At 42.7% G+C, this 14,959-nt stretch carries 13 protein-coding genes; 6 read left to right on the forward strand and 7 right to left on the reverse strand.

The features are described from left to right. Positions 1-69: 69 nt before the first annotated feature. The 3 genes from ACVBDY_RS15560 (at position 70) to ACVBDY_RS15570 (ending at position 5,733) form a co-directional block, all read left to right on the forward strand. Entirely contained in the window at positions 70-2,328 is a 2,259-nt protein-coding gene (locus ACVBDY_RS15560; RefSeq protein WP_447176383.1) for a CocE/NonD family hydrolase, read from the forward strand. Positions 2,329-2,337: 9 nt separating this feature from the next. Further along, positions 2,338-2,910, forward strand: coding sequence for a uracil-DNA glycosylase family protein (locus ACVBDY_RS15565; protein ID WP_447176394.1), 573 nt, complete (start codon positions 2,338-2,340; stop codon positions 2,908-2,910). Between the two features lie 420 nt (positions 2,911-3,330). Next, positions 3,331-5,733 (forward strand): TonB-dependent receptor, encoded by a 2,403-nt coding sequence (locus ACVBDY_RS15570; RefSeq protein ID WP_447176384.1) that lies wholly within the window; start codon positions 3,331-3,333, stop codon positions 5,731-5,733. Positions 5,734-5,939: 206 nt separating this feature from the next. On the opposite strand, the gene ACVBDY_RS15575 is transcribed toward ACVBDY_RS15570, so the two are convergent. After that, entirely contained in the window at positions 5,940-6,560 is a 621-nt protein-coding gene (locus ACVBDY_RS15575; RefSeq protein ID WP_447176385.1) for an NUDIX hydrolase, read from the reverse strand. Positions 6,561-6,709: 149 nt separating this feature from the next. Between ACVBDY_RS15575 and pepT the strand changes: the two genes are divergently transcribed. After that, positions 6,710-7,942, forward strand: coding sequence for a peptidase T (gene pepT / locus ACVBDY_RS15580; protein ID WP_447176386.1), 1,233 nt, complete (start codon positions 6,710-6,712; stop codon positions 7,940-7,942). A gap of 221 nt (positions 7,943-8,163) precedes the next feature. On the opposite strand, the gene yajC is transcribed toward pepT, so the two are convergent. The 4 genes from yajC to ACVBDY_RS15600 form a co-directional block, all read right to left on the reverse strand. Further along, positions 8,164-8,478 carry a preprotein translocase subunit YajC gene (yajC, locus tag ACVBDY_RS15585; RefSeq protein ID WP_447176387.1) on the reverse strand — a complete coding sequence of 105 codons (315 nt, stop codon included), beginning with the start codon at positions 8,476-8,478 and terminating at the stop codon, positions 8,164-8,166. Between the two features lie 19 nt (positions 8,479-8,497). After that, entirely contained in the window at positions 8,498-8,947 is a 450-nt protein-coding gene (locus tag ACVBDY_RS15590) for a DUF1573 domain-containing protein (protein ID WP_447176388.1), read from the reverse strand. A 65-nt stretch (positions 8,948-9,012) separates the two neighbouring features. Continuing rightward, positions 9,013-9,957, reverse strand: coding sequence for a transcription antitermination factor NusB (gene nusB / locus ACVBDY_RS15595; RefSeq protein ID WP_447176389.1), 945 nt, complete (start codon positions 9,955-9,957; stop codon positions 9,013-9,015). 136 nt (positions 9,958-10,093) lie between these two features. Further along, entirely contained in the window at positions 10,094-11,197 is a 1,104-nt protein-coding gene (locus ACVBDY_RS15600; protein ID WP_447176390.1) for a Glu/Leu/Phe/Val family dehydrogenase, read from the reverse strand. Positions 11,198-11,336: 139 nt separating this feature from the next. Here ACVBDY_RS15600 and ACVBDY_RS15605 point away from each other — a divergent pair, with 139 nt between their 5' ends. Continuing rightward, positions 11,337-13,094, forward strand: a complete 1,758-nt coding sequence (locus ACVBDY_RS15605; protein WP_447176391.1) for an ABC transporter ATP-binding protein — start codon at positions 11,337-11,339, stop codon at positions 13,092-13,094. 82 nt (positions 13,095-13,176) lie between these two features. After that, the gene (locus tag ACVBDY_RS15610) at positions 13,177-13,554 is read left to right on the forward strand and encodes a PUR family DNA/RNA-binding protein (RefSeq protein WP_447176392.1); all 378 of its coding nucleotides are present in this window, start codon (positions 13,177-13,179) and stop codon (positions 13,552-13,554) included. A 72-nt stretch (positions 13,555-13,626) separates the two neighbouring features. On the opposite strand, the gene ACVBDY_RS15615 is transcribed toward ACVBDY_RS15610, so the two are convergent. Both ACVBDY_RS15615 and ACVBDY_RS15620 read right to left on the reverse strand, forming a co-directional pair. Continuing rightward, positions 13,627-14,514 carry an IS3 family transposase gene (locus ACVBDY_RS15615; protein WP_447173799.1) on the reverse strand — a complete coding sequence of 296 codons (888 nt, stop codon included), beginning with the start codon at positions 14,512-14,514 and terminating at the stop codon, positions 13,627-13,629. Between the two features lie 5 nt (positions 14,515-14,519). Next, positions 14,520-14,918 (reverse strand): hypothetical protein, encoded by a 399-nt coding sequence (locus ACVBDY_RS15620; RefSeq protein ID WP_447173800.1) that lies wholly within the window; start codon positions 14,916-14,918, stop codon positions 14,520-14,522. Positions 14,919-14,959: the final 41 nt, after the last annotated feature.

Genomic DNA, 14,959 nt, shown 5'->3' on the forward strand with positions numbered 1-14,959 from the left:
ATTTAATACTTTTAAAACAATATTCCCAAAAGTATAACACAACCAACAACAACTAATATTCGCATAAACATGAACCTGAAGACCTACATCGCATTGTCCGTTGCCACGTTGGCAATAACGTGCACTTTTGCCCAGCAATTCTATTTTGAAAAGAAGGTGGTGAACGACAGTTCAGCACTTCGGGAATTTATTCCTCCTCTTGCGGAAAAAGTACTTCAACACACCGAAAAAGACACCACACTCCTCTACTACGATAATCTTTATCAAATGCAAATGGCTGCCGGACATTTCGACGATGTACAGCAAAACATCAATAAGTACCTGGATGCCTATGCCATAGACCGGATGTACGAGCCCAACATTTTTGTATATGAAGTCTATACCGTAGCTAAGCAAATACAAAACACGCAACACATGCCCTTTGACAAAGCTTTTATCCAGGCTTTTGACCGTTGCTATGACAAATTTCCCAAACACCTCACCCCCTCCATATCGAGAAATATAGACGAAGATATCCCGGTTCTGAAAGAAAAACTGCAAAAGCAGCTTGAAACACTCAAAGATAAGGACAGCATAAGTACTGCCCAGGCAAAAGCGCTATGTAAGGCCTATAATAATTATGCGGTATTTTCCGAAACAGACCCGTTGGCACGGAAACTCCTTAAAAAGAAGGACGAAGCTACATTTATCATAGAAGAAGATGTCCTGATAAAAACCGGTGAAAATGCCACACTCACCGCAACCATTATCAGAAAAAAAACAAATACCACTCCCCTGCCTGTGATTTTGGTGTATAATATATATGCCGGCGATTACGATTTTGAAACGGCAAAAAGAGCTGCCATAAACGGCTATGTCGGGGTCACAGTAAATACCCGGGGAAAACGAAAGAGTCCGGACAAGATAGCCCCCTTTGAACACGACGGCCGGGATGCCTATGATGTTATCGACTGGATAAGTAAACAATCCTGGTGTAACGGCAAAATAGGTATGATGGGCGGAAGCTATCTCGGGTTTAGCCAATGGTCTGCCGTAAAAAAATTACATCCCGCATTAAAGACCATTGTACCGCAGGTAGCCGTAGGCATAGGTGTGGATTACCCTATGCAGAACCATGTCTTTATGAGTTATATGTTACGCTGGATACACTATGTCATCAACAATAAATTTACCGATGAAAAATCATTTTTCGACGGCGAGCACTGGTCGGAATTATTTGAAAAATGGTATAAAGAAGGTTCTGCATTCCATACGCTGGACAGCCTCAACGGCAACCCGAATAAAATCTTTCAGCGCTGGCTCGATCATCCGGGATATGACAAATTCTGGCAGAACATGGTCCCCTACAGGGAAGACTTTGCCAATATCCATATACCTATCCTTACCACCACAGGATATTTCGATGTCGACCAGCTCGGCGCCATGTACTATTTTAAAGAACACTATAAGTATAATCCGAAAGCACAACATTACCTGCTGATCGGCCCTTATTCTCACGGTGGGGGACAGTCTTATGCCAACAAGACCATAGGTAATTATACCATTGACAAATCTGCCAACATCAGTATCTACAAAGTGGTTTATGAATGGTTTGATCATGTTTTAAAGAACGGACCGCTTCCGGCCGCCTTAAAAGACAAAATAAACTACCAGGTGATGGGCACGGACGAATGGAGGCATGCCCCCTCATTACAGAACATGACCACGGATTCCCTTACCCTGTACCTGAGCAATATCCGGCAGGGAGAACACTACAAACTGATTCCCAGAAAAGAAGATAAAGCGGAATACGTAAGGCATGAGATTGACCTGAGTGACCGCAAAGACCTGGAGGCCTACAACAAACGTTCTTCAGGTATTTTGTCGGACGACATTTACACGGGCAACGGCATAACATATATTTCGGAGCCCCTGGATGAAGACCTGGTGATAAACGGTTCTTTCACCGGTGAAATCCAGGCAGCTATTAATAAAAAGGATATGGATATAACCATGTCTCTCTACGAAGTACTCCCCTCGGGCAAATACTTCTCCCTCTCCAATTATATAGCCAGGGCCAGCTATACCAAAGACAACACCAAAAGACAACTCCTTACCCCGGGGCAGAAAGAATCTATCCTCATTACCAATACCTTCTTTACATCCCGGAAGTTGCGTAAAGGCAGCAGGTTATTACTGGTACTCGGTATCAATAAAAATCCGGACTGGCAGGTAAACTATGGTACGGGCAGGGATGTGAGCGAAGAAACCATTAAAGATGCAGGAGAACCTTTAGACATAAAATGGTATAACGACAGTTATATTCAAATAGGAATCGGTAACCCTTAAATTGTGGAAGTGGATCAACTCCTCAAAGATATAAAAAACTGCAACGTATGCGCACCCCGCCTGGAGTTCGGCACCAATCCCGTAGTATCCGCACATCCGAATAGTAAAATAGTGGTCATAGGCCAGGCTCCCGGGGCTGTAGTCCACCAAAGCGGTATTCCGTGGGACGATAAAAGCGGTGATAACCTCCGCCAATGGATGCAGGTCAGCCACGATACTTTTTACAACCCGGAAGAAATAGCCCTCATCCCTATGGGGTTCTGCTATCCCGGGAAAGGGAAGTCCGGCGACCTGCCCCCGCGAAAAGAATGCGCTCCCTTATGGCACGATGCCTTGTGGCAACAGATGAAAGAAGTAAAACTCATACTCTTAATAGGCACATATGCCCAGCAATACTACCTGCAGGAGCAAAGAAAAAAGACCCTGACCGAAACGGTAAAAAACTTCGAAGAATATCTTCCCAAGTACTTTGTTCTCCCCCATCCTTCTCCCCGAAATAACATTTGGAGGGCCAAAAATCCCTGGTTTGACGAGCTTGTTATCCCAAGGTTGCGGCTCGAACTGAAAGATCACGGCCTGTAAGACCTCAAATTAGAAGACATGACAGGATGATTGCTCGTTTATTCGATCGCCGGGAGAGCAGGGTATAGAAATTAACGTATTGATAGTAAAGTGGCATTGCAAATGCGGGAGAAAATGGGTACTCGTTACAAACGAGCACCAGTTTGGCACGATTCAGAAATTGTTTTTTCAGTTATAGAACTCGTTTAAATTTTTTCTGTATTTCCTGAATAATCCGATAACCTAATCACCCCGAACACAACATTTTCACTACCGGCAAGCAACATATTTTCCTCCATTTTTGGCCCACCCTCCAACTGTTAAAAACTGTTAAAACAAATTGATCCTTGTAACACTTCAGACACTTTGTCGTCCATTTAACAAACGCCGGAATAAAAAACGGCAATACATCATCATCAATCAAAAAACTTAAAACTACTAATGAGACACGTATTTACATGGTGTGCATTACTGATTTCCTATGCACTCACCGCACAAGCATCCACAGCTCCCACCACCTTTTCCAAAACCGGGATCATTACAGGGAAGGTTATAGACGAAGGCCTTCAGGAGCCAATACCATATGCATCGGTAGTAGCGCGTTCTGCCGCAGACAACGAAATAATCACCGGGGGCATTACGAACGACGACGGGACCTTTGAACTGAAAGGCCTTCCCGACGGACAGCTGATCTTCGAAGTACAGTATATCGGCTACAAAACCTTTCACAAACAGGTAAACATTCCTTCAGACAGCCATAAAGTAAACCTGGGGACCATAACCCTCGAAGAGAATGTGGCCGAACTGGAAGGTGTCGACGTGGTAGCCGAACGTTCTACGATAGAACAGAAAATAGACCGCAAGGTTATTAATGTAGGGAAAGACCTCACCACGACCGGGGCAACGGCTTCGGAGATCATGAACAACATTCCTTCGGTAAATGTGGACCAGGACGGTAACCTCTCGCTCCGCGGTAACCAGAATGTCAGGGTTATGGTAGATGGTAAACTGTCTAACGTACCTATTGCCCAGTTGCTGAAACAAATTCCGTCCACTTCTATCAAAAAGATAGAACTTATCACCAATCCCAGTGCCAAGTACAACCCGGAAGGTATGAGTGGTATTATCAATATCGTCCTGCACAAAAACGCCAATATCGGGTTCAACGGGAACGTCAACCTGGGATTAACCGAAGCAGAGAACGCCAAGTTCAACTCCTCTGTTGACCTGAACTACAGGAACGGAAAATTCAATGTATACGGTAGCTACGGTAACAACATAGGGAAGTACAACAATAAAGGGAGGCTTTTCCGGGACGAAGAAAATATGGAACAGCGGTTCACGTTCAAAAGCAATAACAAGTCGCATCTCTACAAAGCAGGACTGGACTTTTACCTGAACGATAAGAACACCATCTCTTTCTTCACCAACCAAAATACTTTTGACGGAAAGGAAGACGGGGGTTCCAATATTAATTATTTCGATGACGACACGAGAAGTTTCATGCAATCTATATTTTCGGATAATTCCAACCACAGCCAGCAATACAATTTTGACTACAAAAGGGACTTTGCCAAAGAAGGACACAATATAGAACTGGAGGTGGACCACAACCGTTTTTCAGATGACGGTATGATGGACAATACCTTCCGCGGGCCATCGGAAGTGCCGGACTTTATAGATAATACGGATACGAAGAGACAACAGACCACGGCTAACCTGGATTATGTAAACCCTTTGTCTGAGAAATCCAAACTCGAGCTAGGGGCAGAAGCAAGATTGTTTGAGACCAACCTGGATTTCAACTCCACCGGGATGTCTTTCAATTCAGAAGGGGAGCTCGTTCCCACACCGAGCACGAAGTTCGATTATACTATGGACATCTACTCGGCCTACGCCACATTCGGACAAAATTTCGAGAAATGGTCATACCAACTGGGCGCACGGTTTGAAAATGTTGAGGTTAAGGCCGACACCAATACGGTAAGAGCATTTACGGATAAATACACCCAGGTATACCCGTCGGCTTTTGTCACCTATTCCCCTTCGGAAAAGAACCAGTACCAGGTAAGTTTCAGCCGCAGGGTAGACCGGCCCGGAATAGGACAGGTCAACCCCATACGCAAATGGAGTACCCCGCTGGTATCCCAGTTCGGTAATGAAAGTCTCACACCCCAGTTTACCAATTCCATAGAAGTAAACTACACCAGGCGTCTCAAAGAGGGAAGCATTACTGCCGGCGTGTTTTACCGCCGTATCGAAGATGAGATCAATCAGACGCTATATGCAGACCCGACAGACGAGAACAGACTGATCCTTACGTTTGATAATTTCGATGATAATTCTTCTTACGGGCTGGAATTGTCCGGAAATTACAAACCGTTAAAATGGTGGAATTTCAACACCAGTTTCGACCTGTTTACACAGACTCAAAAAGGATACCTTGACACGGAATACGCAGAGGTTGAAAACACCTCATACAATTTCAGGATGAGTAATAACTTTACGGTCACCAAAAAGCTCACCCTGTCCCTCTTCGGATTTTACCGGGGTAGAAACAAGTCGCTACAGTTTGATGCCAAACCCATGTATTTCATAAACACGGGTGCACGGTATGCCTTTGCTGACGGTAAGGGAAGTGTAAGCCTGAATATCAACGACATATTCAATACCATGCGTTTTGCGTTCGACAGTGACCGCCCGATAAGCCAGTCCGGCAGGTTTACCTGGGAAAGCAACTCGGTTTACCTCGGGCTTTCCTACCGTTTCGGGAGTGGAAAGAACAGGCAGGTGCAACGAAAGAACCGGGACGACAACACCAAAGAAGGCGGAGGACTTATGTAGTTAACAGGATTTTTTTAACTGCAAAGGGCGCAGCATCGCAGGATGTTGCGCCCTTTTGTCCTTTTGTGCTATTATGAGTTTCTATGTTAAAGTATAAGGGGATTTTAGACTGATAACTTATTGAATTAATTTTTTATGTATAACCTAAACTCATTAGTCCAATCACTATATCCCACGTTACCTAAATAACTCCATAACGCCCCAACTCAATCAAAATAAGGCTCATGATCACCGGAAGTCGCTTTGGTATACAGCATCTCTATCTGGCTTTTCAGTATCCGGTCTTCCGACAGTTGCGGCAGTTGGTCTATTTTAAAATAGTCCACATCCAGTATATCAAAACTCTTTGTTATTTTACCGGACAGTACCTTGCAGTGAAATACCATTTTATACACATAAAAGGGCTGTGGGGGGTGGGGGTGCATTTTTTTATCCATGACCGCCAATAGTCGTTCAGGTTTTACGTTCAGGCCGGTCTCTTCTTTAAATTCCTTTACTATGGTTTCTGAAGCAGTAAAACCAACATCCGCCCAACCGCCCGGCAATGACCATCTGCCGTCAGCGCTCTCCCGAACCAACAGTATTTCCTTCTCAGGAGACAGTGCCAGCCCCCGGATGTCAACCTTTGCCGTAGGGTAATCTTTCACTACGGGAAACATGATGCCGATATCTTCGGCTTTATGGCCGCTATATTGCTGCCATAATTCCGTATTAATTTCACGGAGTTCTTCATATCGTTCGATGTCATACTCATCTTTGGCGTATAAAAGTCCTGTATCTGTTATAGCTTGTATTCGCTTTAAAAGGCTAAGAATATCGCGATGCATTTTTTTTCAGGGGTTTTATAATTTCTTAAAAATACTCTATTTCCTACAAAACATCCAAGGAAATTTGTCGTTAAACAAATGTGCTACAAGGTGCGAAACAAAATTTTAAAATTACCTCTATTCGTAGTACTTTCGTAAAAAATTTCCGCATGCAAAACATTACAGACCGCTTTATAAGCTACATTACTATAGACACGCAATCTGACCCCAAATCGGATACCACGCCGAGTACGGCGAAGCAATGGATCCTGGCAAACAAGCTTGTAGAAGAGCTCAAAGACATCGGCATGCAGGACGTTTCCGTAGACGAGAGCGGCTATGTCATGGCTACGCTCCCTTCCAACACAGATCATGAAGTACCTGTAATCGGTTTTATTTCACACATGGATACTTCCCCCGATTTTAACGGTACCAATATAAGACCGCGGATCATAGAGAAATACAACGGGAAAGATATTGTGCTGAACGAAAAGGAAAATATTATACTGTCGCCGCGCTATTTTGAGGACCTGCTGCAATACAAGGGCCAGACGTTGATTGTAACGGATGGCACCTCCCTGCTGGGGGCAGATGATAAGGCCGGTATTACGGAGATTGTCACGGCAATGGAATACCTGATTAATCACCCGGAAATAAAACACGGAAAAATACGCATAGCTTTTACGCCCGACGAGGAGATTGGCCGGGGAGCAAGCAAATTCAATGTAGAAAAATTCGGGGCGGAATGGGCGTATACGATGGATGGCAGCCAGATCGGCGAACTGGAATACGAAAACTTTAACGCTGCCGGAGTTACCATAAAAATAAAAGGGAAAAGTGTGCACCCCGGTTATGCAAAGGGAAAAATGGTGAATTCCCTGCTCCTGGCCAACAAGTTTGCCAATATGCTACCACCCAATGAGGTGCCACAACGTACGGAAGGCACGGAGGGTTTCTTCCACTTTTACAGCATAAAGGGCGATGTGGAAAACACGGTGCTGGAAGGTATTGTACGGGACCATGATTTCGACAAGTTCGAAGCCCGGAAGGACCTTCTCCAAAAAATTGCCAATGAACTGAACTTTAAACACGGTAACGCCATAACACTGGAGATCAAAGATCAGTACTACAACATGCGCGAAAAGATAGAACCTGTTTTCCACATCGTTGATATCGCGGAACAGGCCATGAAAGATGTGGGGATAGAGCCGTTTATAAAACCGATACGGGGTGGCACGGACGGTTCGCAACTGTCGTATATGGGACTACCCTGCCCCAACATATTTGCCGGCGGACATAATTTTCACGGCAAATACGAATACGTACCCGTACAAAGTATGCAGAAAGCCGTGGAGGTTATTGTGAAGATTGCCGAACTGACATCGAAGAAATACAAGGTCTAGATATAGCCACTGATACACGGATAACAAGATTAGTTTTCTAAAAATTATTCGTGTATCAGTGGCGAAAATTTATAGAATTCAAAATGACCACAGGGAGATTACAGGGTCTTAATCTTCAACCTCATCCCAAAACCATATCTCCTAAAAACAGATACTTTACCCAAATAAAAAAAGCCACCTTCGAAAAAAAGTGGCTTTTTACGTTATAAAAGCTCTTAAGCTTACTTCTTATTGTCTTTAGCAGTATTTTTGTCTGCTACCGGGGTGTTTAATTTTGAGCTCATTTCCATGGAAATGGCCGATCTTTCAAACTTTATCTTTCCCGCAAGCGTTTCTATAACACAGGAATTATCGCTGTCATTCAATTCAACGACTTTTCCGTGCATACCGCTTTTAGTTACTACTTTGTCTCCCTTCTTAAGCTCTGCAGCAAATTTCTTTTCCTGTTTCTGACGTTTCATCTGTGGACGGATCATAAAAAAATAGATCACCACAAACATTAATAAAAAGGGGGCCAGACTACTGATTGATTCCATATATAAATTTAAAATTTTCTTATTTCGCCGGCTCTTCTACAAAAGCCTTGATCCTTACCTGCTCACTTCCTTTTTCGGTATTGGTGGTTACGGTAACTGTTTTGGTTACCTGGTTGATTCCGGAGCCATTATACTTTACGAGTAATTCCGCGGTTTCTCCCGGAGCTATGGGCTTATCTTTAGGATATTCCGGAATAGTGCAGCCACAACTGCTTGTTGCATTGGTTATCACCAGGGGCGCATCTCCTGTATTGGTAATTTCAAATACGGTTTCTACGGCAGTTCCCCGCTGAATAGTACCGAAATCGTGCTCTTTTTTGTCGAATTCCAGAACAGGGAGTTTACTTGCAGCTTTATCTCTTTCGGCTGCCTGAGCTACGTTTTCTGCTTTTACTTTACTGGCGGCATCTTTTTTACAGGAGGTAAAAACCGCTGCCACAAGTGCTATGATCAACAAAATTTTTTTCATATCCCTTTGTTATTTTTCAGATTAACTAATTGTTTTTTTGTTTACGGGCATAAAAATAAGGATTATTACATTAATCCCCTCCCCACTTTGTTCAATTTATTCCTGGATTCGAAATCCTTAACCATTTTATCTAGTATTCCGTTTATAAAAATACTACTTTTAGGCGTGGAGTATTCTTTAGCAATCTCTAGATATTCATTGATAGTCACTTTAATGGGAATGGAAGGGAATTTCAGGAATTCGCAGATGGCCATTTTCAGTAAAACCTCGTCCACTTCCGCAATCCGGTCGGTATCCCAGTTGGGGGTTTTTCCGGCTATTTCTTTCTGAAGTACTTCTTCATTGAGTACGGTTTTACGGAAAAGGTCCTTCGAAAACATGCGGTCTTCTTCGTCCTTGAAAAGCCGGGGAAGAAAATAGCGTTCGTTATCTTCGGGTTTTACTTTGCGTATCAACTTCAGGATAAAGGTATTCACCAAGGGGAGATCGTCAACCCACGTAAGATTAAAATCTTCTATATAATCATAGAGTTTGTCGTTGGGAGCTATTACTTCCTTGTAGAGGTCCTGCAAAAATTCTTTGTCTTCTTTAAAGGAAGAAGTACGGGTAGACAAGTATTTCGTATAGAAATCGCTCTCTTCCATTTCTCTAAACACGACTTTCACATATTCTTCGTCCAGGTACCAGTTATTGAGTTTTCGGTTTTTCAGCTCGTCCGCAAGAAGCACATTACTCCCCAGGAGTGCCAGCACCTTGTTGTCTACAAACTTCCGGTTAGGATTTTTTTCTTCTTCCGTTGCCAGATATTTTTTTCCGGAAGCAGTTAACCTGTAAGCACCCATTTTCTGCATTTCTACCAAAAGGCCCAGCAGCACCAGGTATAGATTATACATATTCTCCATGCTCATGGACAGGAATTTTTCTTCCTTATCCAGGTCGGTTTTTTCGGCTTGGGTCAGCGCGTAGATGGACTGCATTACCTTAACCCGAATATGTCGTCTTGTTAACATATGAAAAGAACTTATTGCCTTTAAAAAAATTAAGGCGAAAGAAATATTCTTTCGCCCTGCAAAAATAAGGTTTTCCGGTCGCAAATTCCAAGTTTTTTATGTTACCAAATTGGAATTTTGATCTTCGTGATCGGATTTATGCGTTTTTTTCCTGCTTTCTTGCGTCTATTCTGGCCTGTGCCATACGCAATGCAGACTGGTGTGTTGTACATCCGTTTTTCTCGGAATGTGCAAAAATTTCACCGGTAGTATGATAGATATTCTCGGTTTTTCGCCAGATCTCATCTTTTCCGTATCCTTCCAGTTCGGCATAAACGTTAATGATACCACCTGCATTGATAAGAAAATCGGGGGCGTAGGCAATACCTCTCTCCCGCAGTATGGCACCGTGCCTGTTTTCGTCCGCAAGCTGGTTGTTGGCCGCACCGGCAATAACTTTGGCATTTATCTTATATACCGTATCGTCATTTATGGTTGCTCCGAGGGCACACGGGGCATAAATATCCACATTGGCAGTATACAGGTCATCTCCGGCATACACTACGGCCCCGTACTTTTTGCTCACTTCCTGCAAACGGTCTTCATTGATGTCACTTATAAATACTTTAGCGCCTTCTTTGGTCAGGTGCTCTACGAGAGACTCTCCCACATGCCCTATACCTTGTACAAGGACCTGCTTGCCCTCCAGGTTATCCGAACCGAATTTGAATGCCGCCGCAGCTTTCATCCCCATATAAACACCAAATGCCGTGATCGGCGAAGGATTTCCCGCACCTCCCCTGGACTCGGATACACCGGTCACATAAGGGGTTACATCCCTTACGAGGTCCATATCGGAAGTTTCCATACCTACATCCTCTGCCGTAATGTATTTCCCTCCGAGGGAGTTCACAAATTCACCGAACCTCTGCATCAGTTCCGGTGTTTTCTGTGTTTTGGCATCTCCTATGATAACCGCTTTTCCCCCGCCCAGGTTCAGTCCGGTTATGGCAGATTTAAACGTCATTCCACGGGAAAGGCGAAGTACATCGTTTAATGCTTCCCATTCCGTGTTATAGTTCCACATCCGCGTTCCGCCAAGCGCCGGTCCTAATACCGTGTTGTGGATACCGATAATTGCTTTTAATCCTGTATCTTTGTCATTACAGAATACGATCTGTTCATGATCGTCAAACGAAAGTTGGCCAAAAACAGGGTCAACTTTTTTAAGTTCGTCGGGATGTAAGAGATCTGTCGTCATTATTCTTTGGTATTAGAGTTTTTCTTTTTTGAGTATTTGATAAAATCAACACACAAAAATACATAGAAATTGACAATATCTTAAAAATGAATATCTAAAAATGACGATTTAATAAAACAACTGTTCTTTTCGATATTTTATGAAGGAATTAAAATACATTAACAAATACTTTAAAAAATATAAGGTAAAACTCCTTATCGGTGTCATTATCACTATCATAGCCAGGATATTTTCACTGGTCATGCCACCTTATATCAGTAAATCCATCGCCGCTGTAGAGGATTTTCTATCTGCCGAAAATGCAGATAAGGCTGTTTTGCAGTCTACTTTACTCACCTATATTCTCATTATCATAGGTTCTACACTGTTATCGGCTTTTTTCACATTCCTGATGCGGCAGACCATCATTAACATATCCCGTTATATCGAGTACGATCTGAAAAACGAGATATTCCGGCATTATGAAAAGTTATCGCTCAATTTTTATAAAAAGAACCGGACGGGGGACCTGATGAACCGTATCAGCGAGGATGTCAACCAGGTACGTATGTATGCAGGGCCTGCGGTTATGTACAGCATACAGACCCTGACCCTTTTTGTATGCGTGATCCCCATTATGTTTTACAAATCGCCTACCATGGCTTTTTACTGCCTGATACCACTCCCCTTTCTTTCCTTCTTAATTTACAGGATCAGCAGGGTTATCCATAAGAAAAGTACGGTAGTGCAGCAATACCTGTCTACGCTGTCTACATTTTCGCAGGAAACTTTCTCGGGGATCTTTGTAATAAAGGCCTATAACATAGAACCCCGGATCAACCGGGAATCCGAATCCCTGGCAGAAGACGGAAGGAAAAAAAGTATGGACCTGGCCGGAGTAGAGGCATGGTTTATGCCGTTGATGACCCTGCTTATCGGTATAAGCAGCACCATTGCCATATACGTGGGTGGTAACCAGTACATAAACGGGGAGATTGAAACCGTAGGGATTATCGCAGAATTCATCATTTACATTGCTATGCTTACCTGGCCTGTGGCCATTGTAGGCTGGGTAACCTCAACGGTACAGCGGGCGGAAGCATCCCAAAAACGGATCAACGAGTTTTTGAACACGGAACCTCAAATACAAAACAGCAACCCTGACCCTACTCCTATCCGGGGAAGGATCGAATTCCGGAATGTATCCTTTACTTATGAAGATACCAATATAACCGCATTGAACAACCTGTCCTTTACGCTGGACAGGGGAGAAACCCTGGCCATTATCGGCAAAACGGGGTCCGGGAAATCGACCATACTGGACCTTATAGGCAGGTTATATGATGTGGGCGAAGGAGAAATACGTATTGATGACACCCCGATAGGAGCACTCAACCTGTACGACCTGCGAAAAGCCATCGGTGCCGTACCCCAGGAAGCTTTCCTCTTTTCGGACAGTATAAAAAACAATATCAGGTTCGGTAAGGCAAATGCTACCGACGAGCAGATTATCGATGCCGCCAAACGGGCGGAGGTACACAAAAACATTGTAAAGTTTACCAAAAAATACGATACGGTACTGGGCGAAAGGGGTATTACGCTCAGTGGAGGACAAAAACAGCGGGTATCCATAGCCAGGGCACTTATTAAAGACCCGGAAATATTTTTGTTTGACGATTGCCTTTCGGCGGTAGATACCGAAACCGAAGAAAAGATTTTGAAACACCTGCATAAGGTTTCAAGAGAAAAAACAACCATTATTGTAAGCCATAGAATCTCCTCAGCCAGGAATGCCGATAAAATCATTATTCTGGAAAACGGTTCGGTTGTTCAGCAAGGCACTCATAATCAACTTATAAATGCGGAAGGATATTACAAAGACCTGTATCTGAGCCAGCTTTCGGAAAAAGAAATGTGAGTTTTTTGTTGCTTCATTTCATTTTTTTTCACATTTTTGGTTCTGTTTAACTATACAACTAATTTTTAAGATTAGAGGGATTATGAGTGAAAAAGATTTACTAGAGAAAGATGAAATATTCTCAAAAGTATTACGAGCCGGAAGGAGAACTTATTTCTTTGATGTAAGGGAGACCAAAGCAGGAGATTACTACCTAACCATTACGGAGAGTAAAAAATTCACACATGACGATGGTTCTTTCCACTACAAAAAGCACAAAATTTATCTGTACAAGGAAGATTTCGATGCCTTTAGAGATATCCTTGGGGAAATGACCGATTACGTTATAGACGAAAAAGGAGAAGAAGTAATTTCCGAGCGTCACCAGAAAGACTTCAAAAAAGAAGAAGAAGAAGTCGGGTCTAACGGAGAAGCTTCAGCCAACGAAAGTTTTACAGATTTGAGTTTTGACGACATATAAGCGTTAAAACTTATTGTAGCGTCCTAAAAAAGCGTTACAGGATTAACAGGATTAAAAATACTAAATATCCCATCAAACGATCGTTTGATGGGATATTTTCTTTTTGTACGATTTTATTTTTACTTCATTTTGTTTGTGCATGTCTTCTGGCGTGTTCATAGCACATGACAGATGTGGTCTTTTTGCGTTGTAAATAGCGATACTTTGTTTCACGATTTGTTTCACGGTATTGATATCTAACTTTTGGATATCGATCAAGAACTCCTGCTTTAAAATACCATTGATACGTTCGGCAACAGCATTTTGATAAGGGTCATAGGATTCAGTCATACTGCATTTTATGTGGTTTTTCGCCAATATTTTCTGGTACTCTTTACTGCAATATTGAAAACCTCTGTCGGAATGATGTATTAATCGCTTTTTAGGGTAACTTCTGTTTTTAATAGCAAATTTTAATGCTTTAACAGAGCTATCTGTTTCCAAGGTATTGGATAGGGAGTATCCAACAATCTTTTTGGAATATGCATCTGTGATAAGCGATAAATACATGGGGTTTTGCCTGGTTCCTATATAGGTAATATCCGCTACCCATAGTTGTTCTGGTCTATCAATAACCTTATCTTCGATCAGGTTTTTATGCTTTTTGAAGCGATGGTGCGAGTTGGTGGTTATATGGTAACTTCGCTTGTGCTTTATCAACAAATGATTAGCCTTAAGTATAGCAAATAAACGATCCCTCCCTACGGACAGATCTTGTAAGGGGTCTTGTAAGATATGGTACAGCTTCCTTGTTCCAACCTTAGGAAGTTCCATACGGACCTCTTTGACCAGTTCGAGGACTTTTTCGGCCGTGGCTTGCCGTTTTTTTCTGGATGTAATTGCTCTGTAATACACCTGCCTGCTGACCCCAAGTAACTCACAGGTCGATGAGATACTTTCATCATAATATGCCCTAAACATATCGATTACTTGGGTTTGGAGTTTTTTCTGATAGGAATGTTATATTCTTTTTCAGCAAGCTCTATCATCATATCGAACAAAATAGCCTTTTTGTCTGCTCGTTCGGCGATATGCTCTGCACGGGCTTTCTGTTTTTCTAAGAGCTTTATTTTTTGCTCTAACTCGATGATTCGTTGTTCTGGACTCTTGGGCATGGGGTTATAACTTTGATTATCCCAATCAAAATTACCATATTTTTTCAACCAATCCACTATAGTCGATTTAGCCTGAATCCCATATTTGCTTAACGCTTGTGATCGGGTAAGCTCTCCGCGCTCTATTTCGCCCACTACTCGAAGTTTAAAAGACATCGTATAGTCTTTCTGTGTGCGCTTTACATAAGTCGTCTGTGGTTCTTTTTTCATTACACTTTCATTTTAGTGTAACGCTATTTCAGGACGAGACA

The organism is Sinomicrobium halophytocola, assembly GCF_052983395.1.